The sequence below is a fragment of the Arthrobacter sp. ISL-85 genome (assembly GCF_018613675.1).
Classification (GTDB): domain Bacteria; phylum Actinomycetota; class Actinomycetes; order Actinomycetales; family Micrococcaceae; genus Arthrobacter.
Map to the genome: position 1 here is coordinate 48,656 of NZ_JAGGPQ010000009.1, position 25,864 is coordinate 74,519.

A 25,864-nucleotide genomic window follows, 5' to 3' on the forward strand; every position below is an offset into this window, starting at 1 on the left:
GTCTTCGCACCCAGGGGGAACCTCCGGAGTCTTCCAGCGTTCCGCCCGCGGTCAGGCCGGGCCTGTTGGCCCGCGTTGGCGGCTCTTGCCGAGGTCTGTTGACGCCTGGAGGAGGTGGCCGGTAGTGAACCCACCGGCCGTCGAATGCCTCCTCAAGGCCCTTCCGTTTACCGGCGGAATGAAAAGGGTAACCGTGCCCTATGACTGATTTCGGAGCTGACGGCGCCAACGACCCTTTTGATAGCAATGACGAGATCGCCGCTGGAGCCGACCCTCACGAGACGCCTGAATCCATCGCCGAAGACATCCGTCGCGAGATCCAGTTGGGTCACGTGCAGGACGACGTAAGTCATGTCCTGGAGGAGCGCTTCGAGGAAGCGGGCATTGAGGCCCGTCCCGAGGAAGTGGACGACCTCGCTGAGGAAATCGAACGGGACGCATCAAGCTGAGCCATGGGCACGGACTCCCTGGTCGTCCTCGTCCTTTACCTGGTCGGCGTCGCAGGGCTCTTCGCCGTCACCAGCCCGTCCTAGTTTTCTTGGCAGTGTCGGGGCCTCAAGTCCTCACCGAACGCGAAGAAAAAGCATCGGTGGCTATCGCGACCAACAAATCGTCCTCCGGCTGGACCAAATCCTTCACCGAGCCCCGTCTCTGCGCAGCAATCGTCGACCGGATCACCTTCAAAGGCACCATCATCGAAACCGGCACCGACCCGCCCACACCAAAAAACCAACAACTCACCGACGTTTAGCGGGACTTTTCTTGTCGGTCTGCGGGTGTGTACCGGCGGGCTCTGGCCAGTGAATCGTCCAGTTCGTCTCCCTCGGTTGTCGTTGATGGCGTTTGAGGTTCTGGATGGGTCAGGCGACTCAGTAGAGTTACCGCGTCGTTGAGGGGCACCGGCCGGAAGAACTGCGCGTCGGCGAGCTCAGCGGCGGCGATTGCGCGTGGCGCCAAGTCGGCTCCGGCGTCCGTGACGTGCAGCCGTTTGGCGCGGGTGTCGGCCGGATCGACTTCGCGCTCTTGACGGGCCAGGGCCAGCTTGTTCGGACGCTCACCTTGGGTGTTGAGCCACCATGCGCAGGCGAGTAACACGAATTGCACGTGGGTGAGACCGAGCGGGGCAAGAGCTGCGGCGGTGTCGCGCTGCCAGCGCAGCGTGGCGTGCCAGAGCAGGAATCCGGGGCTGTCGCCGGGGTTGAGGGGCATCAGCCGCGAGCCATCCTTACCAAAGCAGCCATGGTGTCGGGCCAGTCGGCGGTAATGCCCCGCCCGATCTGCGGGCCGACTTCGTCGGCGCCGCTACCGGTGATCTCCAGCCGGTACACCACACGGAGCACCAGGAATTGACTTCACCACCCCGCCCTGCGGCGGTTGAAAGCTCGTTGACGACTTGACGCCTGCGGTGGACGATCAAATGAAGGCGCGCAGTCTTCTCCCAGGCACGCGAGGCGAAAGAAGACAAGCATGGTCAGCTACCAGAGGCGGGCGGATGAGGTGCCTGCGGACGGCCAGACGGGGATACCGGTGTCTGCTTCGGCTGCCGAGGTGTTCAAGGCCGCCGCCCATCCCGTTCGGGCACGGATCCTGGAGTTGCTGTGCCACGGTGAGCGCTCCATTCCCCAGCTCGTTGAGGGCACAGGAGTGAAGGGTTCACACCTGTCCCGTCACCTGGCCCAGATGCGCGGTCAACACCTGGTTCACTGCGCGTGGTCCGACGGCCGCCTTCTCTACCACCTCGCATGCCCGGAAGCGGGGGATCTGCTGGACGCCGCCCAGTCGGTGCTGCACGCCCGGATGGTCGCCGAACTGGCGGGCGTCAGGCAGCTGAATTCTTCTTCCCGGCCCGAGGCCCCGCCCCCGTCCGGGGCTCTCGCCCCTGCCTCCGGAGCAGGGGCCCAGCTCGGGGCAACCTTCTCGGATGAGCAGTTCGCGGCGTTGGAAGCCACACTGGCCTCGCGTTCAGTGATCACAGACGCCTGCGAAGCGATAGCCGAACGACACCACTGCAGCCTCGACACGGCCGCCAGGCACCTCATCGCGACCGCAAACGAGAACGACCTCAGCCTGCGGCAAGCCGCCGCCGGGGAACTCCAGAACCTACAACGGCGGACCTGACCCGGCGGCGTCACCCACCCGTCCAGGGGCCGACCGGTGGCGTGGACCCATTCCCCGCAAACCTTGACCTTTGGGGGTGGCGCGGATCACACTCGGGTGGGGAATGACCCGAAACGTCTATCGGTCAAAAAGAGAGGTTCTTTCCTCGCTTGTCACAGTTCTCGTTCGCGTCCCTGCGGCCGAGAGAAGATCGCACCGGAAGCCGAGGGAAAACCTTTCCTGGTCGGGGGCTGCCGATGCTACAACGACGGAGGGGACAGCGTGGTCCCCTCCGTCTCCACACAACTGAGCGCAGCCCAGCCTTCCCCCCCGGGCAGCGGTCCCCGCCGTCCGGGTGCCTCATCCCTGACGGGACGGGGGGCAGGCTATTCCGGCCCTTGCGCGCACCCAAGGGAAGAGGCACGTGATGGTAATTGACAGGTTGTGGGACCGGCTCGAACCAGCAACACGGGAATGGTTCATCAACAATCCCGGCTGCGTGACCACATTCGGGACCGGGAAGCTGCACAACGGATGAGCGGGGAACTGGCCCAGGCCCTGACCAACAGAGACGCGATTTCCAAAGCCCAGGGAATCATAATCGAGCGCATGAACTTGAACTGCGAAGAGGCCATAGACCTACTGTTGGCCCACTCCCGGAGAGAGAGCACACCCCTCCATGAAGTAGCCCGCGATATTCTCCACAAAAGCTACCCGCGAGTAGAAGGTTCCTCGGAAGAGAACCTGCTTGAACCTTGAGCACTCGCACACTCGCCTGGACTAAGCAGTATGCGAAGCGTTGGTATCGACGACCCCGGATGGTTCAGCGCACGCTCTCTCCCGGGTTGCCGTCCCCCGTCCCCCGTCCACGCCGATTACGACGGCGGAGCCGCATTCTTCCCGCGCCGGCACCGGCTTTGACCCGTACCATTCTCTGAAAGGCAGCCACGATGATTCTTCTCTTCGGCCTCAAGAAGATCCTCCGTCGTCTTCCCGGACGTATGGCCACCTGCCAGCACTGCGGACAATTCGTCCAGCACCACCCGGAGGAACGCGCGACCAAACTTACCCTGTTCTTCATCCCCGTCCTCACGACTTCCCGGGCTTTCAACATCACATGCACCCACTGCGGTCAGAACTCAACGGTCAAATCCCGCACCTGGAACGCGCTGCTGCGTTAGGGCCAGGCAGCCCCGGATGAAGATCATTTTGTCCAGCAGATATACCTTGCTGATCGGACCCCTTTGGCACATAAACGACGTCGATGGCTGCCAAGGTAGCAGCTGTGCCGACACCGAGGCGTTTGGCTACGGAACGTCGGCTTGCAGCAGCTGAGGCGCTGGGCAGTTGCTTCAAGCCGACGGTGATGAGTAGCCCCGAAACTGTACGAACGAGTCATTTATCCCTTTTCGGACCGCTGAGGGTTTCAAAGCTTCGCATGTGCAGCAGGGGCCAAAGACCGGTGATCGGATTAAAGCTGCCTTGAAGTTTTGTTAGGCGTGCGCCTTTCACCCCGTTTCTCCTTCTATCCCGATGGAACCTTGCCAAGAATGGGGAGCACGCGTCCGGCAGGACCCTCCTCGTAGTGCCTGCCACATGTGAGCCGGTCCCTTGCGCGGTGAGGATTTCCTGGGTCTTCTTACCGTTGGTCAGTTAGTGCCGCGTGCTCTTATTTTCGGTCTGATGAGGGTTGTGATTTATGCGGTGGCTTCGGTCGGATCCGGCTGTCTGGTTGCGTTCTTAAATACTGACTCCGCCATCTGCTGTGCGATCGTGTCCCAGTGGTACTTTGCCAGCAATTCCCGGGTCCCCGCCCTTGGCGCGCGGGCTGGGTCCCGTCGGCCCAGCTGCCGGCAAAGGGCGGCGAACCCTGCAGCGTCGTCGCGGAGGTGTACGACCCCTGGGAAGTCCGCTACGACGTCCGGTACGCGGGTGGAGATGACAGGTAAGCCGGCTGCAATGTATTCCAGTGTCTTGGTGGGGCTGATGGACCGGGTGGCCTCGTTCATTGCGAACGGCATCAACGCCACGTCCAGGCCGGCTAACGCTGCGGGGAGGTCGGAGTAGCTGGTGTATCCGGCGTAGTGGATGTTGGGCGATTGGGGAAGGGTGGCCGGGTCAATCTTTGCCATCGGACCGTACATCCGGATGTCCCACTCCGGCAGGGCGGAGGCAAGGCCTGCCAGAAGTTCGAGGTCCAACCGCTCGTCGAGCACGCCCATGTACCCGGCAACTGGCCGGTGCCGTTCACTCCGCACCGGAGGCGACGGGCGTTGAAAATGTTCCGGCTCCACGCCGCTTGGAAACAGCAGAGCATCCGCGCGGCCCTGCCGCACGATGGACCGGTGCAGGGAACGGCCTCCGGCAAAGACGACGTCAGCCCGGCGGAGCGCCTGCCGTTGCCTGACCACGAGCTCGGGCGGGGCATCCTTGAACGCGGCGAGGTCATCCATCACGTCATAAACGAGCGTGGTCGGATTCAGCGCGAGGGCCAGTTCCAAGGCAAGCGGCGTATACAACCAGACCACGCGTTCCCCGGCTGGCTCTCCCACCAACTGTGGAAGTTGTTCGATGTAGTCGGGGAGAACATCATCGAAAAAGCCCACGTGGTGGCCTTGTTCGGGTATTTCGAGCCAGGCACGGTTCACCCCGTCGACGCGGGCATGGTTTAGTCTGTTCGTTCCCCGGTAGTCCGCCGCGGGGGTTAAGGGCTCCTCCACGTACCAGGTGGTGCAGTGGGAACCGAGCCGGGAGACAAGGTGCTGGGGCCGTTGCCAGACCCAATCCCAGCGTAGGTGGGACAGGACGATCAGTTCATTCTGCATTGACAATCCTCAATTCCATTCGGGTATGCGTGTTGGGCAGGCTGTTGCCCTGGTCCGCTGCCGGGGCGGCCGTCCATCTCCAGTGCTGCATGTGCGGCCGGTACCCGCGGAGCCAGGTGGCCACCGGTTCGCCCAGCGTGTATGCGGGGAGTTGAGGTGAAGGAGTCCCGGCGGCGGCCTTCGCGTAAGTCTCGGACATGACGGACGGTTGCCGCGCAAGCTCGTCATCGAGCCAGTACACGCCCACCGGGTCGATGTGGCCGTCGTTGCGGTAGAGGAGGGAATCCCAGTCTGTTGAATCAATCAGCGGGAACCAGCAAAGACCCTCCAGCGGAACTCCCATCTGCCGGGCACGTTCGCATTGCTCCAGAACGTACTTGAACCAGGTGGCGCGGTCGGTCGTCCGGCCGCGGATGTTGGTTTCCGTGAGGAGGCAGGGCAGCCTGTAGCGGTCCCAGTAGATGTAGATCTGTTGCGCCAGGGGAAGCGGGTGGGGGGTGTTGGGCGTACCGCCCTTGTCATCGAAGTGCCATTGGCAGTGGGCGTAGTAATCCAGGCCCAGCACGTCTACGCGGCCCGGGTCCCAGCCCATCAGCGCCTCTCCCCCAGCCTTGGAAAGTACGTCCGCCATGGGTCCCTCCAGGTCGTAGCCGCGCCCCAGGAAGGTGTCCAGGACAAGGAATCTTCGCTCGTTGGCCATTGTGGCGTAAGCGGAACCGTGTGGCCCCGACCCGGTGTGGTGTTCGCAGGTGTCCACCCAAACGTGTTGGGCTCCGGGGAGCAGGTCGGCGTAGGCCCGGCTGGCTTCGGCGACGGCCGGCAGTACATTGAGGATCTGCGCCACGAATGTATCGAGCCCTTTCTGGTAGGGAGGCCAGATGCCCTCGTGCCCGGAGAGGAACAGGGTTGAGAACGGCTCGTTGAACAGCGTGTACTCCTCCACCCAGGGGTATCGCCTAGCGAACTTTTCCGTGTACCGAAGGTAGGCATCGCGGAAACGGGGGTCAGCGAAGCCTCCCTCCAGCCACCTGGGGTAACTGGTGTGGTGAACAAGGTCCAGGATCGGCCGGAACCCGGACTCCCGCAGGTGATGCAACACCCTGTCTGTTCCCGCCCAATCGAAGACGCCTTCCTCAGCTTCTACCCGGTGCCAGCGCACGGGGTAACGCAGACGGCTGACCCCTGTTCTTGTCAACAGGTCCAGATCCTGCTTCCACTGCACGTCGTGCGCAGTCGATTCGAAGATGTCCCTGTCGTGCCCTGGCATGTAGGTGCTTTCGAAGGCGCCGATCAGTTCGATGGGTTTACGGGCGCCCTGGTTCATGTCGCTGCTCCTGCGGCCGGGGTTTTCGAGAGGTGCTCATGAACCAGATCCAGCAGCTCCGCCGCTCTCAGGTTCAGCCGGCGGGATTCGTCCAGGTCCCGGTCCAGCCGCCCTATTTCTGCCCGCAACTGGGCTATCTCCGACGCTGCCACCGATAACCGCAGATTGATCTCCTGCAGCGGATCTCCCACCGGCATAAGCGGCGCTTCAGTTGTAGGGTCAGTCACGGTAAAGCCCTCACTTCCATTCGACAGGTTGCTGCACTTCGGTCATCAACACGGGTTTCCAGGCCAAGGGCTCCAAGTCCCCGCTGGAGCGCTGTCGTGTCCACCGGGTGGTGGAAGCGGGAGCCCGGAAACGGCGGGTCTGAAGGTTCTGCCTGAAACTCCAGGAATGCTCCTGCCCTGGCTGGTTGGTCACCCAGGAGGTGTCTGAGCAGTCTCAACGTGTTTTCGCTGCCCTGTTCGCTGAGTGAATCCAGAAGGAGCCGCCCGTAGACGAAAACCGGCGTATCGCCCTCATTAGCGAGCTTGGCCAGGGGCACCACTTCGCGCAGGTTGTTCATGTTCACCCGGGCGGTTTGAAGGGAACCGCCCGAGCGTGTCCGGAAGGCGCTGAGGGATTCGAGGGCAGGGCGGCTGTAATCAACGGCGACTACGTGGTGGCCCTGCTCGGCGAAATGCCGGGCGTCCCTGCCCAGGCCGCAGCCGAGTTCAAGGATGCGGGACCCCGGCGGAAGCCGCCGCGCCAAGTGCTCCGCCCAAGGGCCCGCACCGCCGTCATTTCCGTCGGTGAGGAGGCCCCGGTGGTGGTCCTCCCAGTTCTCCCTGTCCCCATCGAGGTTTCCCAGCCAGGTCTCATAACGACGCCGCGCAGGCGGAGGCGTCACGAAGCGGAACGCCGGATCAGGACTCCGCCAGCCCGGGCCGTATATCGCCTCAAGCATTGCCTCGGGATTGTTGGGTGCCGGCAGTGTGCGGTTGTTCACCGTGAGTGTTGTCAGCGGAAAAATGGGGACGCGCTGCTGCGGTTCGCGTGCATGGAATGTCCCGTGGAACCACCCGGCCGTGATGAAGTACGCGAAGATGTCGAGGTAGAACCGGTCCGTGCCGTCCTCTCCGGGGAACAGCACTTGCAGGTGACCGGCGGAATGCCGGACCGTTTGATACCCCTGCCGATGCAGGGCGCGTTCCAGCGCGAAGCTCTCCAGCGCGATGTCGGATGGGTTCTCGAATCGGCTCAGGTAAGCGAGGTCAACGTCATCATCCCCCGGCATTATGCGCCCGTCACGGACCGGTCCCAGAAGGGTTCCGCCGGTGACGAAGGGTTCCAGGCCCTGACCGTGCATCCAGTCGATGAGTGCGCAGGCCTCATCCAGGGCCTCGTCGACCAGGTGCGCCCGTCGCCCCTCAAAGTTCCTGGCGATCCTGCCCCACTTATTCACGATCTGCGGGATGCCGGTGCCCGGCTCCACCAGGGCGAAGTGATGCGGGGCTGCGTCGAAGACCACCCGTTTCGTTGCCCCGATGGGTTGCCCGTCCTGCAGCACGGTGAGCAGTGCCCAGCCTGTCAGGCGTCCGGCCAGGGCAGGAGGCCAGTCAATAGTGCTCCCTCCCTCGGGGCCGGGCCGGGTTGCGTCACCGGACCGGACGTTCCAGACGGGCCTGCCATCGAACAGGATGGACAACATGGCATCCACGGGGATCGGCGTGCCGGTGACGGTCAAGGCGTGCCGGTCCGCGTGGATGCTGCGGGTTGCTTCGCTGGTCTGGAGCTTCTGGTTCACGGTTGCGCCACCAGTTGCGGGTCACTGGTGGTATCGGCGTAGGGAAGCCGGACATCGATGACCTGCCCTGTCATCCGGGAGGCCAATACCTGCACGCTGGCCGCAGCAACCGCTGCTGCCGGCAGCAGTGACCCGTCTGCCTCTGCCCCGAAGGCCCGGGTCCGCATGGGGGTCGCGGTCCTGCTGGGGCTGATGCAGTTCACCCTGATGCCATCACTGCTCCATTCATCGGCGAGAGCCTGGGTAAGATTCACGATCGCGGCTTTAGTTGCGGAATATACGGTGTAGTTCGCCCGGCCCCGGGTGTAGGAACTGGAGGCGAACAGGGTCAGGGAGCCTTTGCTCTTTGCCAGGTAAGGCTGGGATTCCTGCGCCACGATGAATGCTGCTGTGAGATTGACGTCCACGTCGTGATGAAGCTGCTCATCGGTCAGTTGGGCGAGCGGGCCTACGCTTAGCACCCCAGCGGTGAGGATGACGTGGTCAATGTGCCCATGGATCCTGTCCGCATCGGCCAGTGCCGCGGCCACGCAGGCCCTATCCTCGACAAAGGTGCCGCTCCCGGTCCGGCTCTGCCCGATCACTAGGGCGCCTTCGGCTTCCAGCAGCTGGACCAGTTCCAGGCCGATGCCGGAACTTGCCCCGAACACCAGGACAGTCCTGCCCGAAAGGTTTTCCATCGGGCCGCCTTTGGGTGGAGCTTTGTGCTTGAGCTGGAACAGCTTGTCGGCAATGTGGATGTCGATGGGCTGGGTGATTTTAATGTTCGCCTCGTCCCCGTCCACGACGAAAATCGGTACGTCAGGGCAGTACTTGAGCACCACAGAGCAGTCGTCCGTCGCGGCGAAACCGGGGTCCAGCGCGGCGCGTTCATAGGCCCGGGTGATCACCGGCATCCGGAAGGCCTGCGGCGTCTGGCCGCGGCGGAGCTGGGCGCGTGGTGGGACCGCGGTGATGAAGTTATTGGCGTCGACTTCGATGATGGTGTCCGCTGAAGGGATGGCGGTGTCGACGGCGGCGTATTCGTCGAGTGCGCGGATACAGGCTCCGATGATGTCGCCATCGAGCAAGGGACGGACGGCGTCGTGGAAAATGACGTTCGCTTCCTGGTCGGCGATGGCGTTCAGGGCCAGACGGGAGGTCTCGCTGCGGTCCGCTCCGCCCGGGAGGATGGCCGTGATCTTCGAATACGGATTTTTGCCCAGCAGCAGTTCCCGGGCTTTGGGCAGATACCCCGGTGTCATCATGACGATGATTTCATCCACCAGCTCGCAGCACTCGAAGAGGTCCACGGTGTGCTCAAGGCTGGTACGTCCTGCGATGGGAACGAACTGTTTCGGGATCTCGAGCCCCATTCTGGCTCCGATGCCGCCCGCCAGGATAACGGCGGCATTCCAAGGCCCGGCGGCACCGCGGGCTCGTTGGTTACTGTGCCGTCGTGGTGCGACGGCGGGCTGCTGGTCCAAGGTTGGTCCTTTCAGTCGCTGGGATGGGCCACTAGCCGCGGCCGGTGACGGTGCCTCCTGCAGGTTTGCTGGCGGGCTCGGCAATGCTGACACCAGCGGCCTCCAACCGGTGCCGCGTCTCCTCCGCGCTGACCGGTTCCCCGAATCGGGGGTAGTCCCCTACCGGGACGACAGCCGTGACCAGAGTGCGGCCATGGATGCGGAGAAGGTTGAAGGAACGGGCGCCGTCCACACCCTGCATCGCCCCTGGTGGAAGGGCGAGGTCCTGGGTGTAGCTGGTGGAGGAGGCCACCGAGACCGGGATGCCGGCAAAGGTGGAAAAGAGGGAGCAATGCGCGTGCCCGGCCAGGATCCCGATGACATCGCTCCCGGACAATACCCGGGCCAGTTCCTCCTGGCCCCGGAGTTCGGAGAGCACCGCAAGATCCTGGACAACAGGCACCGGGGGGTGGTGAATCACCAGGAGCGTGCCGTCGTCGGCGGGCTCCTCGAGCTCCTTGTCAAGCCAGCGCAACTGGTCGACGCTCACCTGCCCGTGGTGGACCCCTGGTGTAGAGGAATCCAGCACCAAGACACGAAGACCGCCGAGGTCATAACGACGGTCGACGGGACCAGGAAGTGGAGGTTCCTCCAACAGCACACGCTGGAAGTTGCCCCGTTCGTCGTGATTACCCATGGCCCAAATGAGCCGGCAACCCATACGGGCGGCGTACGAACCGCAAACTGCCCGCAACTCTCGATACGCTTCAGCGCTCCCCTGATCCGCTAAATCACCCGAAAAAATGATCGCTTCCGGCTCCGGCCCGGCCGCCTCAACAACATCCAGGACTTCCACCAACCCCAGCCGGGGATCCATCCCCCCATACAACAACCCGTCCCCGACAAAATGAGGGTCACTGACATGGACCAGGACATGGTTGGGGCCAGGATGTTCCCCTTCGAATTGCTGCATGTCTGCCTTTCAGCCAGTCCCGCCGCAACGTGCACCACGGGAAGGTCTGAGGGCGACTCTGCTTGCCGCCGGAAAAGAACAACATGATAAGCATGCTTGCCAATATGTGGGAAGAGGTCCGCCGCGGCGGCCCCCGGATTTTACGGCCCACCCGCGCGCAGCCCGGAAACTTTGACGCCGTCACCGTCCGCACAAGGACAAGCAGCTGGACCGCTCCACTGACGGTCCATGTCCCACCGAACCCTAGCCGCGAAGGCCGGGGCTGGGCCCACCAAGAAGGGCTGTTCCCGTACTGGAGCCCCTGGGGCTGTGGGCGGGACGACAGGGAGAACTATCAGGGCATCTGGACTCGTGGAGCATCTGCTAGCGGCTGGTAGGCCCCTTGCGGGATTCGAGCAAGGGCCGGATCCAGTGGTCGGCGGCAACACCTGTCGTGATGGAATAGACCGCCTTATGGAAGACGCCCACGACCTGATCCTGGCGGGCCCAGGTTGAGGGAGCTACTCCCATGCCGGTCCCATTTTCGAGGGTTTGGTCGAACGCCAGGCGTACGCCGGTCTGCTTGGTGTTGGCCAGCGCCCCTCGAATGCCGGTGACTGACCATATGCCCCGAAGTGCGCCAAGGAGCGCACCGGTACCCCAGTGCATCGCGTGGTTCCACAGCAGCGGCTTCTCTGCCTGCCCTGGTGTCCGTGCAGCTGACCCGTTCGTGCACGAGCAGGGGGGAAATCAGGTGACCGCCTCGAGCGACAACTCCCGCAGTGCAAGCTCGAGGGCCGCCATATCGAACCAGGATGGGGGAAGGATCTCGTGGATGAAGGCATCGAAATCAAAAGGGTGGCAGTGCCCGCCGTGATTCCAGTAAAAGATCCAAAGGTCGAACAATCCCAGGTTGTTCCGCTGCAACAGGACTCTGGCTGTATGCCGAAGGTCATCCATAACCAATCCTTGCTTCTGCTCACCCATCCCCACAAGAGCAGTATCAGTGTTCCACCAAGGGGAGTGGACGCATGGGCATGGGGGTGCCGGCACCGGAAGCGGGCTCCTCATGCTGTTCATCCATACCCCTTGGGGCCGGAACCGATACCATCGTTCGTGGTTTGGCTGGAGTCAAGGACCCGCAGCGAAAACCCGCGGGGGAGTTCCCAAATCTAAGAAGGCCATCATGACGGGGGTTAGTTCAGGGGTTAGGCGTTCCGCCCCGCATCCGGAATGGGTGCAGTTGTTCCGCGAGGGTGTCCGTACAGGGAAGATCGCCGAAGTCGCGGGTGTCCCCGTGCGCACTGTCCGGTACCACCTGCGGATAGCAGCCCAGGAGGCGCCGCTGATCCGCGGGGAGCACAAGGCAACAGTTATTCCGGTGCAAAGGGTTTCCAGTACCGGGATAAAGCACATGAATGACACCATCGCCCTGTACCGGGCGGAAGGCAGATTTCCGTCCACGCATTCCTTCACCGCAGGTGAACGGGCACTGGCTGTATGGCTTTACCGCCGAAGCCCAGGAGGCACAAAAAGGCACGCTCCCGCCATCTATCGCGAAGGCCTCACGGCCCTGCCGGGATGGGACCGGCGCGGCGCCCGCCGCTCAAGGACCGGCACGAAGCCCGCGGGAGCCAACGCCTGGCTGAGCTGCAAGGGTATTTGGCGGCCGGGAACGACTGGCCGCGGCGCAAGGGCGGTGAGAATGCGCAGGAGCAGATGCTGGGCGTGTGGCTGCACGTCCAACGCATGTACCACCGTTCCCGGCTGGCGGCAGGGCAGGGCAGGGCCGGCAACCGCAACCGCGCACCTCGGCCCCAAACCTCAGCTACAGGACCATCTACTCGCCAGCCGCGCTGCAAGGGTCTGACTAAACGGACAAGATAGCAAGGGTACTTACTAATACTAGTAAACCTGCTTACTATTGGGTTAAGTGCTGGCTTGTCAGCAGCAGCTGATCATGAAGGAAAGTGAGCAATGATGACTGAAAACCAATGGGCGTCTGTGCCAGGGTCTGTCCCGGTCTCTTCCGGGACTGACACGTCGGATTCTCCCGCCTCGGGCAAGGCTGAAGCGGCAAAGGATGAGGCGGCAGGTGTCGCCGGGCAGGTGGCAGAGTCAGCCCAGGGGGTTGCCCGGACGGCGATGGACGAAGTCGCGAACGTCGCTTCGGAGGCGAAGTCCAGCGCCCGGGATTTGCTCGCCCAGGCCAAGTCGGGGTTCTCGAGCCAGGCCGGGACCCAGCAGCAGAAGGCTGCTGAGGGGATCCGGACCGTCTCGGGTCAGTTGCAGAGCATGGCCGATGCCCCGGAGCAGCAGGGGGTGGCCAGTGACCTGATCCGGCAGGGCGCCCAGCGTTCCGAGGCGGTTGCCAGCTGGCTGGAGAACAGGGAACCGGGTGACCTGCTCGGTGAAGTGCAGCGTTTCGCCCGGAACCGGCCCGGTACGTTCCTCCTGCTTGCCGCCGGCGCCGGCGTCCTGGCCGGACGGCTTACCCGCAGCCTCACCGCGGGCGCCCCGAGCTCCCAGGGCGCAGACGCCCCCGCCGCGCAGACGGCCCAACCCCCGGTGACGGAAGCCGTCGTCGTTCCCGGTATCGGGGAACCCTTCTACGACGAGCCGGCCACGGCCGGTACCTCCGGGGGCGGCAACACCGGCTACCCGGACTCCGCCCTTGCCAGCCCCCCGGTCAGCCCTGAACCTGTGGATGAAGAACCATGGGCGGGGAACCGGACGGCTGAAGACCCCCTGGGTCACGGCAGTCTTGCCGATGATCCCCTGGTGAGTGATCCCCTTAGGCGGGATCGTCGTGCCGGCGGCGAGCCGGGTGGTCTGTGATGAGCAGTGAGATTCCGGAGCCGCCGCCGAGTGCGGCGCATCTGCTGGCGGACAACGCCTCCTTGGGCGAGTTGCTCGGGGATGTAACCCGTGATTTGTCCACTCTGATGCGTCAGGAGGTGGCACTGGCCAAGGCCGAGTTGAAGCAGTCCGGGTCGAAGGCAGGCAAGGGCGGTGGGATGCTTGCCGGTGCCGGTGTGGCCGGGCACTTCGTTCTGCTGTTCCTGTCCCTGGCCCTGATGTGGGGCCTGGGGGCGGTCATGCCGCTGGGCTGGGCTGCGGTGATTGTCGCCGTGATCTGGGCCATCGTCGCGGCGGTCCTGGCGTCTATGGGCCGCAAGGAGCTCAAGCAGATCAAAGGCATGCCGCAGACCAGTGAGACACTCTCTGAAATTCCCCCAACCCTAAAACCAGGTGAGGTAACCCCATGAGCGAGAACCCTGACGTCATCCGCCAAGAAATCGAAGCTACCCGGGCACGCCTGGGTACCAACGTGGACGCGGTCGCTGACAAAGTCACCCCGGCCAACGTCGTCCAGCGCCAGACTGACAAAGTCAAGGATTCCGTGAAAGGCGCCGTGACCGGGGTCAGGGAGCGGATCATGGGGGCGGCAGACACCGCCACCAGCGCCGTGCAGGACACCGTTTCCGCCGGTGCCGGGCACACCGGTGACGCCCTGCACACCACCGGGGACACCCTGCACGACGCGAAGGACAGTGTCGCTGCCAGGTTCTCTGACGCCGGCACCGCGATCTCCCACGCACCCGGCCAGGTCAAAGCCTCTGCAGCAGGGAATCCCCTGGCCGCCGGGCTGATCGCGTTCGGCGCCGGGATGCTGATCTCCTCCCTGATCCCGGCCAGCCGGAAGGAACGCGAGGCAGCGGACCAGCTCAAAACCGCGGCCGAACCGCTCGCCGGCAAAGTCAGCGACGCGGCGAAGGACATGGTTCAGGATTTGAAGGAACCAGCCCAGGAAGCGATGGACAACGTCAAAACCGCCGCCACCGACGGTGTCCAGAACGTCAAAGCCGAAGGCCAGGACGCCCTCACCGACGTCAAAGACCGCGCCGCCGACGCCAAGGACAACGTCACGAACACGTGAGCGGCCAGAACAAGGTCCCGAAGCCGCCCCGCCGCCCGGCGGGGCGGCCACCGGACCCGGACCCGGAGTCCCCCGCCGGTGGTCCCACGGACTTGAACGCTTTACAGCAACCAGGCCCGGAGCAGTGGGCCACGCACCGGCTCATCACCATCACTGCCCGGCTCACCGAACGCCGCCTGAACCGCCAACTCGCCCACCTGAAACTCACCAGCAGCGGGGTAGACGCGCTCGAGGTAGTGGCAGAACTGGACACCACCACCCTCACCGAACTCGCCGAGCTGCTCTGTGTAAGCAGTCAAAGCCTCGGCAAGGTCATACACCGGCTTCAAGGGCTTGGGTTCCTCACCAAGGAACGGGCACGCGATGGACGAAGCGCCAACATCCGCCTCACCGAAACCGGACGCGCCGCCCTGTCCACGGCCGAGGACCTGGTTCGGGCACTCCCCGAAGCCGAAGCGGACGCCGAGTTCCGCCGCCAACTCGAACACCACATCACCCGACTCAGGAACACCGAGCACACTCCCCTCCCCCGCACATCACAAGCACGCACCCCCATGAACAAGGAGCGCACCCATGGCTACAACAAACCGCACGACCGGGCCTAAGACAACACTGCAAAAAGCAGCACAGGCAGTAGGCGCAGTTTTCCTGCTCGTCGGAATCCTCGGCTTCATCCCCGGCATCACGAGCAACTACACCGCGCTCTCCTTCGCCGGACACGACTCCGGCGCGCTCCTCCTGGGCATCTTCCAGGTCTCGGTACTGCATAACATCGTCCACCTCCTCTTTGGTATCGCCGGGGTCCTCCTCTCCCGTAGCAACGGGCAGGCACGGAACTACATGCTCTACGGCGGAGTCATCTACCTCGTCCTCTGGCTCTACGGACTCATCATCGGCCACGACACCGCCGCCAACTTCGTCCCCGTCAACACCGCAGACAGCTGGCTCCACTTCACCCTGGCATCGCCATGATCGCGCTGGCCATACTGCTCTCCCGCAACACCAACCGCAGAGGTAGCGCCGTCACCCGCTAGGACAGGCCCCGGAGCTTACAAGCTCCCGGCGCTTCCCTTCGCACCGGGACCCGGGATCCGGGACCCGTGAGACTGTAAGGGAAATGTGTGTGAGGTTCCGGCCTGATCCGAGAGGAGACCGCCGTGTCAAAGTCCACGACCGAGATGACAGAGGTGACGCTGGATCCCGTGACGCGAGAGATCATCGATCAGAAGGAGCTTGCGGAGCGGTTGCTCGCAAGGCCAAGGAGCAGTCAACTGGTCCGGGAGCAAAACGATCACTAATACTGTCCGGGCTGCGAAGCTGAGCCGCCGTTCACTGTGCGAAGAGCCCACCTGAGGAACCTGCGCCAAGCACCTGGACCGGTTCCCGGACACGTCCCACTTGCCGGGAAGGGCGACGCCACGCCCCGGCAACGGTGAGCGATCGTCCGCCTCAGTCGGTGGAGTTCAGGCGGGCCAGAAGCAGGGCTTCGGCCACGATCGCGTTTTCGAAGTTGGCCAGGTGGATGGATTCGTTGGCCCCGTGTGCCCGTGAATGGGGATCTTCCGCGCCGGTAATGAGCATGTCCGCTTGCGGGTACAGCTTTTTCAGGATGCCGACGGCGGGGATCGAGCCGCCTATCCCCATGGTCACGGCCGGAGCCCCCCAGGTGTCGGACATGGCTGAGAGCATCAGCCCGGCAGCGCGTGAGGACGTGTTACCGGCAAACCCATCGGTGCGTCCGCGGGGAAAGAACCGGACCTCCGCACCAAACGGCGCCTGCGCTTCAACGTGGCGCCGACGCCTCCATCGCTGCCGCGGTGTCACTTGACGGGGCCAGGCTCAGGCTGAACCTGGCCCGCGCCGCGGGCTGCAGCGTGTCGGAGGACAGCGCTACGGAGGGGGCGTCAATACCGATGACCGCGAGGGCCGGCTTGGTCCATAACCGTGAGGTGATGCTGCCGGTGCCTGCCAACGGAACGCCCCGGCGCGCGCACACCGGCATCGGCCCGGAAGGTGGCCTCGGACAGCTGCGGCCCCGGTTCCTCATCTGCTGGCAGGCCGGGGATGGCGACGCTGCCGTCGTCGTGGTGAAGGGTGGCCAGAAGCCGGGACAGCGCTGCGACTGCGTCCACCGCGGGCCCGCCGTAGGTCCCTGAATGCAGGGCATGATCCAGCACCCGGACCTCGATGGTTCCCAGAATCAGTCCCCGCAGGCTGGTGGTTAGGGCGGGCACTCCGACCTGCCAGTTCCCGGAGTCGGCGACCACCAGTACGTCAGCGTTGAGCATTTCGCTGTGCCGCTGCAGCAGCAGCGGCAGGCTGGGCGAGCCGGCTTCCTCTTCGCCGTCAATCAGGATGGTCACGCCGACGCCCAGCCCGTCCCCGAGGACGCGGAGTGCGTTGCGGACGGCGGCCAGATGCAGCAGCACTCCGGCGTTGTTGTCCGCCACTCCCCTGCCCCACAGCCGGCCGCCCCGCTCTACCGCGTCGAAGGGCGGGCTGGCCCACAGAGCCAGGGCCCCGGCCGGCTGGATGTCATAGTGCGCGTAGAGCAGGATAGTGGGCCGGCCCGGATGTGCAGGACGGCGTCCCACCACCGCCGGGGCTCCGGCCTTGCCGTCAGGCCGCGGCGCCTGCAGGATTTCAACATCGGCGATCCCGGCATCATGGATCAACCCGGCAACCTGCCGCGCTGCCCGGTGCAGTTCGGAGGGGTCAAAGGCCTCCCAGGCCATTGCCGGGATCCGCACCTGGGCGGACAGTTCACCGATGACGGCTGGAAAGTCGGCTTTGACGGCTTGGCGCAGCTCGGGCAGCGCGGCGTCCAAGGTCATGTCCTCAGCCCACGCCGTGGCGCTGCAGCCACATTTCCAGGAGCGCGAACTGCCACAGGACGTTGCTCTTGACCGGGGTGCGATGGCTGTTGGGATCCTCCAGGAGCCTGTCGATGTAGGACGGGCGGAACAAGCCGCGTTGTTTGGCTTCGGGGGCGTGCAGGGCTTCAGCGACCATGGTGAGGAAGGGTTCCTCCAGGTGTCGCAGGGCCGGGACGGGGAAGTAGCCCTTGGGCCTGTCGATCACTGCCGCGGGCAGCAGCTGCCGGCCCAGGTCTTTCAGGATTCCCTTGCCGCCCTGCGTTGCCTTGAGTTCCGGCGGGCAGGACGCGGCCAGTTCCACGAGTTCGTGGTCAAGGAACGGTACCCGCGCTTCGAGCCCCCAGGCCATGCTCATGTTGTCCAGCCGCTTTACCGGATCGTCCACCATGAGCAGGTGGGTGTCGAGGCGGAGGACAGCGTCCAACGCGGTTTCCGCGCCCGGAGCGGCCAAGTGGCTGGCCAGGACCTCGCCGCTGAGGTCGGAGCCGCAGTACCACTCGGGCTGCAGGATTCCCAGGAGTTCCTCGTGGCTGTGGTCAACAAATGACGCGGTGAAGGCGGCCAGGGCGTGATCCCGCGGCACACCGGCCAGGGGCTGGTGGTAGCCGTATCCGCCGAACACCTCGTCCGCGCCCTGCCCGCACTGCACCACCTTCAGATGCCGGGACACCGTATCGGAGAGCAGGTGGAAAGCGGTGACGTCGTGGCTGGCCATGGGCTCCGACATGGCCTCGAGCGCGTCCCCGATCGAGGGCGCAAAATCAGCGGTGGGAACGTGCAGCCGTTCGTGCCGGGTACCGAATTCGCGTGCCACCAGGTCCGAGTACTCGAACTCGTTCCCGGCGTCACCGCCGGCGCCGTCGTCGAACCCGATGCTGAACGTGGACAGTCCGTGCTGGCCCTCTTCGGCGAGCAGGGCAACCAGGAGGCTGGAATCCAGTCCCCCGGACAAAAGGACACCTACCGGCACATCGGCCACCATCCGCCGTCGTACTGCTGTCCGCAAGGAATCCCGCACGGCGTCCTGCCAGTCGCCAGCGGACCAGCCCGCGTACTCGGGCTTCCGGGTGTACTCCGGCCGCCAGTACTCGCGGTCATGCCACGTCCCGTCAGCGCAGACGGTGCGGATGGTAGCGGCCGGCAGCTTGCGGACACCGCGCAGGATGGTGTGCGGGGCCGGCACGATCGAGTGCCAGCTCAGGTAGTGGTGCAGCGCCACCTCGTCGATGCCGGTGTCGATCCCGCCGGAGGCAACCAGCGCGGGCAGCGTGGACGCGAAGCGCATCTTCCCGGGCAGGTGTGAAACGTACAGCGGCTTGATGCCCAGCCGGTCGCGGACAAGGAGGACTTCCTCCCGCTGCGGATCGTAAATGGCGATCGCGAACATGCCTGCCAGGTGGTGGACAAAGTCACCACCCCATTTCCGGTAGGCCTTGAGGATCACCTCGGTGTCACTGGTGGACCGGAAGCGGAACTCGGGCTGAAGTTCCCGGCGCAGCTCCTGGTAGTTGTAGATGCAGCCGTTGAAGGCGATGGTGAGGCCACCGTCGTCCTCCATGGGCTGGGACCCTGCGTCGGAGAGGTCGATGATGCTCAGCCGCCGGTGCCCCAACGCAACCCAGCCGCCGTTCCAGCTTCCCCTTCCGTCCGGTCCCCGGGAGGCCATGGCCTCCATGATTTTCAGAACTGCTTCCCCCGACGCCGCCCTGCCGTTGAATGCGATTTCGCCCGCTATGCCGCACATGCCGCTGTCCTCGTTTCTTGCCGATCTACTGCGATCGGTGCAGTTCTTCCCGGACCACCCTGATGGTCTTCAGGGTGGGGTCTGCGGGGTCCGGCAGGACCATGCCGGCCTCCACGCCGCTGCGGAGGTAGTCAATTGCCGCTTTGTTGATACGCTCACCGGGCAGCAGAAGGGGGATTCCCGGCGGGTAGGGGGTTGCCATCTCCGCGGCGATCCTGCCCGGCGCCGCTTCGTACGGTACGACTTCCACGGGTCCGAAGAACGCGTCCCGGGGCAGCATCACCATCTCCAGGGAAAGCTCTTGTACATCTTCGGGGATGACGACGGCCGGTAGCCGGGGCAGGTCCGGGGCGGCGTCGGCCAGTGCCCGGAGCGCTGCCAACAGCCGGTGGGCCGTTTCCTGATCATCCGCAACTGAAATGACGGCCTCCGTCCGGCGGTGGTCGGTGGTGCCATGTCGATCCGGTAATTTTCGCGCAGCCAGTCCGTCGCCTGGAACCCGCTGATGCCGAGGTTCGAAACGTCGATCAGAACGTGCTGGATGTCCAGGTCGTGGGAGGCCTCCGCGTGGACAAGTTCGTCTTCAAGGACGTGCAGTCCCGGGATCGCTTCGATGTCCCGCCGGAGTCCCTTGGTGAGTTCGAGGGTCCGCTCGATCATGGCTTTGCCTTCCTGCACCATCTGCCGGCGCCAGCCGTCCATCGCGGCATACAACAGGGTGCTGGCGCTGGTGGTGGAGAGGACGTCGGCGCACTGGTTCAGGCGGACCGGGTCCACGAGATCACCCTGAAGGTGGAACACGGAGCCCTGCTCGAACCCGAGCCCCATCTTGTGGACGCTGACCACACAGACATCGGCCCCGGCGGACATCGCCCAGGTCGGCGTGCCGGGGTGGAAAGGCAGGTGCGCGCCCCAGGCCTCATCCACAATCAACGGCTTTCCCCGCTTGTGGCAAACCTCGGCGCTTTTCCGACGGGCGCTGATGTCCTGCGCCAACTCCTCCAGGCTGATCCTCGGAAGCGTGCAGGCCTCGATTTGCTCCTGCTTCATCTCACTGCTCAGGCCCTCGCCGTCATTCAAACATTCGAGCACTTCGCCCAGCGGCACCGCCCGGCCAACCCCAGTGTCCACAATGAGGAATTCTTCTTCAACACCGAACCTGCGCGTCATCGCACACCTTTAACAAGAGCGCCGCCCTCCACAGCAAGCAGCTGCCGGCAGGGATCAACCCTGGGTAAGGCCGACCACACTGCCCCCCGGGGATCAGCGAGTCGTTTGCTTGACCTCAGCAAAATGGTAAGCATACTTAGTTCCCCTTCGCAAGGCAGACCATCGACCCGGCCCCTACAGCGGGAACTGCGGCGTCGTTCAGCGGCTTCCGGTATGGACGGTCGGAGTCATGCTGCTGGACCAGTGCATCGGAGAGTCCTCATGGGTGAGGCCGACCGCACCAGCCGCAGGCTGGTGCCGCTCCCCACCCGCGGCTGTTACGGCAGCATCATCTACCGCGAGTCACCGGACCCCACACCGTCCTGGGCCCCATCGCCCAGGAAGCGGCGACCTGGCCCGGCTGGCAGCCGTAAAGGTAAGGGCAGGGCACCGGTTGCGCCGCGACAAGCACCGGTCGGGACTCCTCCACTGCACGGGCCTATGTTGCGGTTTTTACTTATGGCCGGTGCCTGCCTCACTGCACACTGCGACGGACAGGAAGGCCTCGGATCAGCGGGACGCCTGTCCGGTTCGTCATACAGATTGTGGGTATGTTGCTTGTCAGAAACTCGGGGCCGAAAAGGAGGTGAAGCAATGGAGCGAGTGCACATCAACGGGGGAAAGGGTTCCTTGGAAGTCCTGGAGAACGGTGTGATCTGTCTGGCCTGGCAGCCCAACTCCACCCTTGAACTCGATGATGTCAGAACGGCCAGGTGCGGGATCAATGACCTCTGCAGGGACCTGCCAAGGGCTTTGCTTGTGGAAATGAATGGCGCAGCGACGATCAGCCATGATGCACGCACGGAATTGTCAACGTATTGCGCTGCCACCCGCACCGCCCTGCTTTGTTCCACTCCCGTGGACTACGTCATCGCCAGCTTCCGCAGCGCCGACTCGTATCCGTGCCCTACCCGCTTCTTCACTGACAGGAGTGAGGCCGTCGAGTGGCTCCTCGAGGACTCGCCCATATCCGCGCCCCCGGATCAGCCGAAGCTTCCCTCCCCACCAGTTGACGCTCTGCCGAACGAGCCCTAACCCTGTATGCCCTCACAAGACCAGGAGAACCACAATGGACAGCGTCCTTCGGAGTCATCGCCACGGATGGTGGTGGAAGACCCTGCTCGGGGGGTTCGCGCTATGGATCGCGACGATCGCGGTAACCGGGGCCACGGGCAACTCGAATCTGATCCCGACCCTGATCCTGCTGGGCAGTTTCCTCGTTCCGTTCACCGTGGTCCTCTTCACCGTGGAACGGGTGACCGGGACACTGGCACCGATACAGCTGATCCTCGCGTTCTTTTTCGGCGGGATCTTCGGCGTGCTGGGCGCGTCCCTGCTGGAATCGGACCTTCACGCCTCAACCTGGATCTACTTCCGGGTAGGCTTCATTGAAGAATTCGTCAAAGCGGTCATCTTCGTGCTGATCGGCCGCTCTGTTGCACCCAAGACAGCCCGGCAGGGCGCCCTCCTGGGGGCTTGCGTGGGCGCCGGGTTCGCGGCTTTTGAATCCGCCGGGTATGCCTTCAATGCCGCGGTAACGACCAACGGGATTGACGTCGCCTCCCTGCTGCAAACCGAAGCCCTGCGCTCCGTCCTCACACCCGTCGGCCACGTCCTCTGGACCGCGCTGCTGGCCGCCGCCGTCTTCGCCGCCGCCGACCCGGTAACTTCCCGGTACCGGTACACCCGGGCCGTGCTCACAGCGTTTATCGGCGTGGCAATCCTGCACGGGCTGTGGGACTCGATGGGCGGGATCGCCGCCCTGTTGGCCTTCATCGTCACAGGTAACGCGATCCCCGCCCTGGAATACGGCTTCCTCAGGCCGGGGACGGGAGCGGAAGTGGCCTCCCTGTCCTCAGCTTTCTACGTGATCGGCTTGATAACCGTATCGGTACTCGGCCTCATCGCGCTCAGGAGAACCTTGCGCCGGCACCGTCCCCTGGAAGACAGCTCGTTTCCCCGATAGGAACCCTTTCTCAGGGCCGGCTGGACCAAGACGTCCCTAACCTCGTCATCGCCCCTGTCGGCGCTGACAGAAAAATAGCCCTCTCCAACACCTCCGCCGGAACCGTCCACCTCATCACCGACACCTCCGGCTACAATCGAGCCGATCAATGCCCCGGGGCAACAATGCCGGACGGCGGGTGGCCGGCTTTGGGCTTGCGGCTTACCAGGCCCACCGTGTTGCCCTCACTGTCCTCGACAAAGGCCATCCATTCGTCGGTACCGGCCGGTCCGAGGCGTCCATCCACGTGGCTGTAGACAAATTGCGGTTCCTGGATGACCTTTGTGCCCGCAGCCCGGAGCTCCGGGATCAATACCTCCACGTCATCCACGTCAAGGTAGATCAGCGACGTCGGCGCTCCCGAGTCGAGCAAAAGGCGGACTCCCTCAAGATCAAAGAACAAAAGTCCCGGTGGATCGAATCTTACTGTCGGCCCAGCACCCAACAGCCGTGTGTAGAACTCGGAAGCTCGGTCAAGATCGACTGCCCGTTGAGCAATTTGGATCAACTTCATGACAACTCCATGGTCCTGGCAGCACCCCGGTCAGCCAAATCCTGCGCGTACACCGCCCCCGATTCAAGGGCCCGAGTCTGTTCACCGGCACGTTCCGGATCCATTGGCAACCTAGTCGAGTTAGCAAACTAGCTAGGTCCGAATATCCGTCGCCGCCCTCGGGAATGGCATTCCGCGAGCGAAACAAGGTCCACCGGCGCAAGACGCGTCGGTGCGAAGCTGCGAAGGCCAGCCTCCCACCGGCGGGCTCATGCGGATGAGACCGGCAGCGCATTCCTGATCCAAGACCCCGTCCTGCTGAGGTACCCCGCCGGCTTCAAGTCAAGCCACACGTGGGCGGACCCGAGTTTGGGGAATCCGGCGAGGGGGAATTCCTCCTGAGCCCGTGAGGTCCGTCATGCAGCCGTCGCAGATTTTTACGCAAAAATTGCCTGGGTACTACACCCCAGGCTGACACCCCATGGTCCCCAGATTTAGGCGCTATTGTGGCGGCGGCTGGTCACAGCTTTACGGAATCCTTATTATCGGCTCTTTATTTTGGGCGGGGGAGAGGCTCAAAAGGGGTTGCACTCCGCATCCCGCCTGGACTTTTTCCCTCGCTACCCATGGGCTCGAACTTGGTTGGCCAGCGCCCGGTCCACGGCCGGGATGCCAGGGGCCAGCTGAATGGTTCGTTCGAACCAGTTACCTCGGCTGTCAGAGAGAGTAGTCGGCATGGTCCGAATGTGACGGGTTCGCCATGGCATCGATGATGTCTTCGCACCCAGGGAACCTCCCGAGGCCTCCACCGTTCCGCCCGCGGCCATCGTTAATCAGCCAGTGCGACGGAATGCCTTGTTCCCGGATGGTTGGGAAACCAGTTCGGGCCCGTGCCGCCCGCTGTCCCGGAAGTCGTTGTCATAAAACGCCGCTGCCAGCGCGCAACGCCGGCAGCGGGCAGTCGGGAAAGTGAAAGATCCTCCCTGGCCTGTCCTCCGGATCGTCGCATTCCTGCCCAGGAACCGTGCAGCTCCAGCCCTGCGCCGCGCAGTGGGCGACAAAACAGCGTCATCTCCCGACGGGTCTAGGAGATTCGACTGTGCAGTGTATTCCACGATGTGAAATTCAATTACCCTATTGTGAAAACGATGTGGTCTGGCTTACCCTGAGTTCACCCCTCGATGACGAGGGTGGTTTCCAAGTGATGGGTCCGAGTTCATGTACATCTCACAACCTGCGGGGCTGAAAGCGAGTTCGGCCCCTGCCGGGAGGAATATGGCGCTGATGCGCCTCCTCCTGACCAGTTCTGATCGCCCCGGTGCCGGATTCGGACCCCGATCGCCGGGGGCATTTCCCGGCAGTTGAAGGGTTCGGAATCCAAACGGCGGCCTGCACCATCGTCGCCCCGCATCACCCCGGCAATGACCGCATATCCGTTCTTTCTTGATGCCGGCCGCTGACCCATTCCCGGGCGCAGAGTTCCCAGCGCACTGACTGGGCGGACGTGCGTCCGCATCCCCTTGATACAGCGTTTGGCATGGCCGGAATCTTTACGTCCCAGAGAGGCATTTCCATGAGTTTTGTGCCCGATACAACCCGTCCCGCAGATGAAGCCGTCCCGAAGGTAGCCGCGGATCACCACCACCATGAGCACCATGATCCGATCCTGCATGAACCGCCGGTCAGTGCTGAGGCCTTGGGCCTGTCACCTACCAGTGCCCGGCTCTATAACCAGGATCTTGCGCCGACGAAGATGGCCGGGCGTAGGTGGACTGCGTACAGCATCTTCACCCTGTGGGCGAATGACGTGCACAGCCTGGGCAACTACGGCTTCGCGATTGGGCTTTTCGCCTTGGGCCTCGGGGCCTGGCAGATCCTTCTGGCCTTGGGCGTCGGCGCGGTGCTGCTGTTCCTGCTCCTGACCTTCTCCGGCTTCATGGGCCACAAGACCGGGGTCCCGTTCCCCGTTATGAGCCGGATCGCCTTCGGGATCCACGGCGCCCAGATTCCGGCACTCATCCGCGGCGGCGTCGCCATCGTATGGTTTGGCATCCAAACCTACCTGGCGTCCCTGGTCCTTCGGGTGCTGCTCATCGCCCTGGCACCGGCACTCGCTGACCTGGACAGGAATGACCTCCTGGGCCTTTCCACCCTCGGCTGGGCGTCATTCATGTTCCTTTGGGTGGTCCAGGTCATCATCGTCCGGTACGGCATGGACATGATCCGAAAGTATGAAGCGTTCGCAGGGCCCATCATCCTGGTCACCATGGCCGGGCTGGCAATCTGGATGTTCATCCAGGCAGGCGGCTCCATCGCGTTGTCCACCCACGATGCCCTTACGGGCGGAGCGATGTGGCGGGAAATCTTTGCCGGCGGCGCACTCTGGGTCTCCATCTATGCGACCTTCGTCCTGAACTTCTGCGACTTCACCCGCTCCTCCACCACCCGGCGGTCCATCATCAAGGGCAATTTCTGGGGCATTCCCGTGAACATGCTGTTCTTCGGCATCATCGTGGTCGTCATGACCGGCGCCCAGTTCAAGATCAACGGAGCGATCATCGGCAGCCCGTCCGACATCGTCCAGTCCATCCCGAACACGTTCCTCCTGGTCGTGGCCGCCCTCGCCCTTCTGGTGCTCACCATCGCCGTGAACCTGATGGCGAACTTCGTCGCCCCCATCTACGCCCTGACGAACCTCATGCCCAAGCGGCTCGACTTCCGCCGCGCCAGCCTGGTCAGCGCCATCATCGGCCTGGTCATCCTGCCCTGGAACCTCTACAACAACCCCGCCGTGATCGTTTACTTCCTCGGCGGCCTCGGCGCCCTGCTCGGACCCCTCTTCGGCGTCATCATGGCCGATTACTGGCTCATCCGAAAGACCAGAATCAACGTCCCTGACCTCTACAGCGAAATCAGCAACGGCTCCTACTTCTACAAAAACGGCGTCAACTTCAGGGCGATCGGAGCCTTCATCCCGGCAGCGGTCATCTCGCTCCTCATCGCCTTCATCCCGGCTCTGCAACCAGTGGCAGCATTCTCCTGGTTCATCGGCGCAGGGATCGGAGCCCTGGCATACCTGGTCGTCGCCGACCGGAAACGAACCTTCCACGATGTTTCCGGCGAACCAATCGCCGTCCCCAGCCTCCACTGAGGCCGTTCCAACCATCC

The 25,864-nt window shown here is 63.9% G+C and carries 26 protein-coding genes and 2 pseudogenes; 13 read left to right on the forward strand and 15 right to left on the reverse strand.

The window, feature by feature from the left end; all coding sequences use genetic code 11:
* Window positions 1-200 precede the first annotated feature (200 nt).
* The gene (locus tag J7I84_RS07250) at window positions 201-449 is read left to right on the forward strand and encodes a hypothetical protein (RefSeq protein WP_214942675.1); all 249 of its coding nucleotides are present in this window, start codon (window positions 201-203) and stop codon (window positions 447-449) included.
* A 107-nt stretch (window positions 450-556) separates the two neighbouring features.
* Window positions 557-751 (forward strand): annotated as a pseudogene (locus J7I84_RS07255) (ATP-binding protein); the annotation flags it as partial.
* Here J7I84_RS07255 and J7I84_RS07260 read toward each other — a convergent pair.
* Window positions 748-1,209 carry a MarR family winged helix-turn-helix transcriptional regulator gene (locus J7I84_RS07260; protein WP_251046253.1) on the reverse strand — a complete coding sequence of 154 codons (462 nt, stop codon included), beginning with the start codon at window positions 1,207-1,209 and terminating at the stop codon, window positions 748-750. The pseudogene J7I84_RS07255 and the gene J7I84_RS07260 overlap by 4 nt on opposite strands.
* Before the next feature lie 258 nt (window positions 1,210-1,467).
* Between J7I84_RS07260 and J7I84_RS07265 the strand changes: the two genes are divergently transcribed.
* The 3 genes from J7I84_RS07265 (at window position 1,468) to J7I84_RS07275 (ending at window position 3,278) form a co-directional block, all read left to right on the forward strand.
* The gene (locus tag J7I84_RS07265) at window positions 1,468-2,118 is read left to right on the forward strand and encodes a helix-turn-helix transcriptional regulator (RefSeq protein WP_214942678.1); all 651 of its coding nucleotides are present in this window, start codon (window positions 1,468-1,470) and stop codon (window positions 2,116-2,118) included.
* Window positions 2,119-2,631: 513 nt separating this feature from the next.
* Window positions 2,632-2,856 carry an ANTAR domain-containing protein gene (locus J7I84_RS22025; RefSeq protein WP_214942680.1) on the forward strand — a complete coding sequence of 75 codons (225 nt, stop codon included), beginning with the start codon at window positions 2,632-2,634 and terminating at the stop codon, window positions 2,854-2,856.
* Between the two features lie 191 nt (window positions 2,857-3,047).
* Window positions 3,048-3,278: a zinc-ribbon domain-containing protein gene (locus tag J7I84_RS07275; RefSeq protein ID WP_214942683.1), complete on the forward strand. Its 231-nt coding sequence runs from the start codon at window positions 3,048-3,050 to the stop codon at window positions 3,276-3,278.
* A 516-nt stretch (window positions 3,279-3,794) separates the two neighbouring features.
* Here the strand turns inward: J7I84_RS07275 and J7I84_RS07280 are convergent.
* The 8 genes from J7I84_RS07280 to J7I84_RS07315 form a co-directional block, all read right to left on the reverse strand.
* Window positions 3,795-4,922, reverse strand: a complete 1,128-nt coding sequence (locus J7I84_RS07280; RefSeq protein ID WP_214942686.1) for a glycosyltransferase — start codon at window positions 4,920-4,922, stop codon at window positions 3,795-3,797.
* Entirely contained in the window at window positions 4,912-6,246 is a 1,335-nt protein-coding gene (locus J7I84_RS07285; RefSeq protein ID WP_214942688.1) for a family 1 glycosylhydrolase, read from the reverse strand. The genes J7I84_RS07280 and J7I84_RS07285 overlap by 11 nt, the downstream gene beginning before the upstream one ends.
* Window positions 6,243-6,473, reverse strand: a complete 231-nt coding sequence (locus J7I84_RS07290) for a DUF6752 domain-containing protein (protein WP_214942691.1) — start codon at window positions 6,471-6,473, stop codon at window positions 6,243-6,245. Before J7I84_RS07290 ends, J7I84_RS07285 begins: the two co-directional genes overlap by 4 nt.
* Window positions 6,470-8,032, reverse strand: a complete 1,563-nt coding sequence (locus J7I84_RS21870; protein ID WP_214942694.1) for a class I SAM-dependent methyltransferase — start codon at window positions 8,030-8,032, stop codon at window positions 6,470-6,472. The genes J7I84_RS07290 and J7I84_RS21870 overlap by 4 nt, the downstream gene beginning before the upstream one ends.
* On the reverse strand, window positions 8,029-9,498 hold the full coding sequence (locus J7I84_RS07300; protein ID WP_251046255.1) for a bifunctional cytidylyltransferase/SDR family oxidoreductase: 1,470 nt from the start codon (window positions 9,496-9,498) through the stop codon (window positions 8,029-8,031). The genes J7I84_RS21870 and J7I84_RS07300 overlap by 4 nt, the downstream gene beginning before the upstream one ends.
* Window positions 9,499-9,529: 31 nt before the next feature.
* On the reverse strand, window positions 9,530-10,450 hold the full coding sequence (locus J7I84_RS07305; protein WP_214942697.1) for a phosphodiesterase: 921 nt from the start codon (window positions 10,448-10,450) through the stop codon (window positions 9,530-9,532).
* A gap of 363 nt (window positions 10,451-10,813) precedes the next feature.
* A complete protein-coding gene (locus J7I84_RS07310; protein WP_214942700.1) occupies window positions 10,814-11,098 on the reverse strand; it encodes a hypothetical protein in 285 nt (94 codons plus the stop codon).
* Between the two features lie 81 nt (window positions 11,099-11,179).
* The gene (locus J7I84_RS07315) at window positions 11,180-11,389 is read right to left on the reverse strand and encodes a hypothetical protein (protein WP_214942703.1); all 210 of its coding nucleotides are present in this window, start codon (window positions 11,387-11,389) and stop codon (window positions 11,180-11,182) included.
* A 1,020-nt stretch (window positions 11,390-12,409) separates the two neighbouring features.
* Between J7I84_RS07315 and J7I84_RS07320 the strand changes: the two genes are divergently transcribed.
* The 5 genes and pseudogenes from J7I84_RS07320 (at window position 12,410) to J7I84_RS07340 (ending at window position 15,403) form a co-directional block, all read left to right on the forward strand.
* Window positions 12,410-13,267, forward strand: a complete 858-nt coding sequence (locus tag J7I84_RS07320) for a hypothetical protein (protein ID WP_214942706.1) — start codon at window positions 12,410-12,412, stop codon at window positions 13,265-13,267.
* The gene (locus J7I84_RS07325) at window positions 13,267-13,698 is read left to right on the forward strand and encodes a phage holin family protein (RefSeq protein ID WP_214942710.1); all 432 of its coding nucleotides are present in this window, start codon (window positions 13,267-13,269) and stop codon (window positions 13,696-13,698) included. The genes J7I84_RS07320 and J7I84_RS07325 overlap by 1 nt, the downstream gene beginning before the upstream one ends.
* Complete coding sequence (locus tag J7I84_RS07330) at window positions 13,695-14,369, forward strand: DUF3618 domain-containing protein (protein WP_214942713.1); 675 nt, start codon at window positions 13,695-13,697, stop codon at window positions 14,367-14,369. Before J7I84_RS07325 ends, J7I84_RS07330 begins: the two co-directional genes overlap by 4 nt.
* Window positions 14,366-14,974: a MarR family transcriptional regulator gene (locus J7I84_RS07335; RefSeq protein WP_214942716.1), complete on the forward strand. Its 609-nt coding sequence runs from the start codon at window positions 14,366-14,368 to the stop codon at window positions 14,972-14,974. The genes J7I84_RS07330 and J7I84_RS07335 overlap by 4 nt, the downstream gene beginning before the upstream one ends.
* A pseudogene (locus J7I84_RS07340) lies at window positions 14,943-15,403 on the forward strand (DUF4383 domain-containing protein). The gene J7I84_RS07335 and the pseudogene J7I84_RS07340 overlap by 32 nt, the downstream one beginning before the upstream one ends.
* A gap of 415 nt (window positions 15,404-15,818) precedes the next feature.
* Here the strand turns inward: J7I84_RS07340 and J7I84_RS21875 are convergent.
* The 5 genes from J7I84_RS21875 to J7I84_RS07360 form a co-directional block, all read right to left on the reverse strand.
* A complete protein-coding gene (locus tag J7I84_RS21875) occupies window positions 15,819-16,046 on the reverse strand; it encodes a hypothetical protein (protein WP_311381097.1) in 228 nt (75 codons plus the stop codon).
* A 227-nt stretch (window positions 16,047-16,273) separates the two neighbouring features.
* Window positions 16,274-17,203 carry a M20/M25/M40 family metallo-hydrolase gene (locus tag J7I84_RS07345; RefSeq protein WP_311381098.1) on the reverse strand — a complete coding sequence of 310 codons (930 nt, stop codon included), beginning with the start codon at window positions 17,201-17,203 and terminating at the stop codon, window positions 16,274-16,276.
* Between the two features lie 4 nt (window positions 17,204-17,207).
* Window positions 17,208-18,989, reverse strand: coding sequence for an N-acetylglutaminylglutamine amidotransferase (locus J7I84_RS07350; protein WP_214942719.1), 1,782 nt, complete (start codon window positions 18,987-18,989; stop codon window positions 17,208-17,210).
* A gap of 25 nt (window positions 18,990-19,014) precedes the next feature.
* Window positions 19,015-19,269, reverse strand: a complete 255-nt coding sequence (locus J7I84_RS21735) for a hypothetical protein (protein ID WP_285291193.1) — start codon at window positions 19,267-19,269, stop codon at window positions 19,015-19,017.
* Window positions 19,269-20,159: a hypothetical protein gene (locus J7I84_RS07360; protein ID WP_214942723.1), complete on the reverse strand. Its 891-nt coding sequence runs from the start codon at window positions 20,157-20,159 to the stop codon at window positions 19,269-19,271. The genes J7I84_RS21735 and J7I84_RS07360 overlap by 1 nt, the downstream gene beginning before the upstream one ends.
* Window positions 20,160-20,792: 633 nt before the next feature.
* On the opposite strand from J7I84_RS07360, the gene J7I84_RS07365 reads away from it, so the two are divergent.
* Window positions 20,793-21,233 carry an STAS/SEC14 domain-containing protein gene (locus J7I84_RS07365; protein ID WP_214942726.1) on the forward strand — a complete coding sequence of 147 codons (441 nt, stop codon included), beginning with the start codon at window positions 20,793-20,795 and terminating at the stop codon, window positions 21,231-21,233.
* Window positions 21,234-21,267: 34 nt separating this feature from the next.
* Window positions 21,268-22,164, forward strand: coding sequence for a PrsW family glutamic-type intramembrane protease (locus J7I84_RS07370; protein ID WP_251046256.1), 897 nt, complete (start codon window positions 21,268-21,270; stop codon window positions 22,162-22,164).
* 145 nt (window positions 22,165-22,309) lie between these two features.
* On the opposite strand, the gene J7I84_RS07375 is transcribed toward J7I84_RS07370, so the two are convergent.
* Entirely contained in the window at window positions 22,310-22,717 is a 408-nt protein-coding gene (locus J7I84_RS07375) for a VOC family protein (RefSeq protein ID WP_214942729.1), read from the reverse strand.
* A 1,552-nt stretch (window positions 22,718-24,269) separates the two neighbouring features.
* On the opposite strand from J7I84_RS07375, the gene J7I84_RS07380 reads away from it, so the two are divergent.
* Complete coding sequence (locus J7I84_RS07380; protein ID WP_214942732.1) at window positions 24,270-25,847, forward strand: NCS1 family nucleobase:cation symporter-1; 1,578 nt, start codon at window positions 24,270-24,272, stop codon at window positions 25,845-25,847.
* Window positions 25,848-25,864: the final 17 nt, after the last annotated feature.

Bases quoted from the DNA above. Each gene is read 5' to 3' on its own strand.
- J7I84_RS07250 (WP_214942675.1), top strand. From the start codon at position 201: ATGACTGATTTCGGAGCTGACGGCGCCAACGACCCTTTTGATAGCAAT.
- J7I84_RS07260 (WP_251046253.1), bottom strand. From the start codon at position 1,209: ATGCCCCTCAACCCCGGCGACAGCCCCGGATTCCTGCTCTGGCACGCC.
- J7I84_RS07265 (WP_214942678.1), top strand. From the start codon at position 1,468: ATGGTCAGCTACCAGAGGCGGGCGGATGAGGTGCCTGCGGACGGCCAG.
- J7I84_RS22025 (WP_214942680.1), top strand. From the start codon at position 2,632: ATGAGCGGGGAACTGGCCCAGGCCCTGACCAACAGAGACGCGATTTCC.
- J7I84_RS07275 (WP_214942683.1), top strand. From the start codon at position 3,048: ATGATTCTTCTCTTCGGCCTCAAGAAGATCCTCCGTCGTCTTCCCGGA.
- J7I84_RS07280 (WP_214942686.1), bottom strand. From the start codon at position 4,922: ATGCAGAATGAACTGATCGTCCTGTCCCACCTACGCTGGGATTGGGTC.
- J7I84_RS07285 (WP_214942688.1), bottom strand. From the start codon at position 6,246: ATGAACCAGGGCGCCCGTAAACCCATCGAACTGATCGGCGCCTTCGAA.
- J7I84_RS07305 (WP_214942697.1), bottom strand. From the start codon at position 10,450: ATGCAGCAATTCGAAGGGGAACATCCTGGCCCCAACCATGTCCTGGTC.
- J7I84_RS07310 (WP_214942700.1), bottom strand. From the start codon at position 11,098: ATGCACTGGGGTACCGGTGCGCTCCTTGGCGCACTTCGGGGCATATGG.
- J7I84_RS07315 (WP_214942703.1), bottom strand. From the start codon at position 11,389: ATGGATGACCTTCGGCATACAGCCAGAGTCCTGTTGCAGCGGAACAAC.
- J7I84_RS07320 (WP_214942706.1), top strand. From the start codon at position 12,410: ATGACTGAAAACCAATGGGCGTCTGTGCCAGGGTCTGTCCCGGTCTCT.
- J7I84_RS07325 (WP_214942710.1), top strand. From the start codon at position 13,267: ATGAGCAGTGAGATTCCGGAGCCGCCGCCGAGTGCGGCGCATCTGCTG.
- J7I84_RS07330 (WP_214942713.1), top strand. From the start codon at position 13,695: ATGAGCGAGAACCCTGACGTCATCCGCCAAGAAATCGAAGCTACCCGG.
- J7I84_RS21875 (WP_311381097.1), bottom strand. From the start codon at position 16,046: ATGTCCGACACCTGGGGGGCTCCGGCCGTGACCATGGGGATAGGCGGC.
- J7I84_RS07345 (WP_311381098.1), bottom strand. From the start codon at position 17,203: ATGACCTTGGACGCCGCGCTGCCCGAGCTGCGCCAAGCCGTCAAAGCC.
- J7I84_RS07350 (WP_214942719.1), bottom strand. From the start codon at position 18,989: ATGTGCGGCATAGCGGGCGAAATCGCATTCAACGGCAGGGCGGCGTCG.
- J7I84_RS21735 (WP_285291193.1), bottom strand. From the start codon at position 19,269: ATGCTGCCCCGGGACGCGTTCTTCGGACCCGTGGAAGTCGTACCGTAC.
- J7I84_RS07360 (WP_214942723.1), bottom strand. From the start codon at position 20,159: ATGACGCGCAGGTTCGGTGTTGAAGAAGAATTCCTCATTGTGGACACT.
- J7I84_RS07365 (WP_214942726.1), top strand. From the start codon at position 20,793: ATGGAGCGAGTGCACATCAACGGGGGAAAGGGTTCCTTGGAAGTCCTG.
- J7I84_RS07370 (WP_251046256.1), top strand. From the start codon at position 21,268: ATGGACAGCGTCCTTCGGAGTCATCGCCACGGATGGTGGTGGAAGACC.
- J7I84_RS07375 (WP_214942729.1), bottom strand. From the start codon at position 22,717: ATGAAGTTGATCCAAATTGCTCAACGGGCAGTCGATCTTGACCGAGCT.
- J7I84_RS07380 (WP_214942732.1), top strand. From the start codon at position 24,270: ATGAGTTTTGTGCCCGATACAACCCGTCCCGCAGATGAAGCCGTCCCG.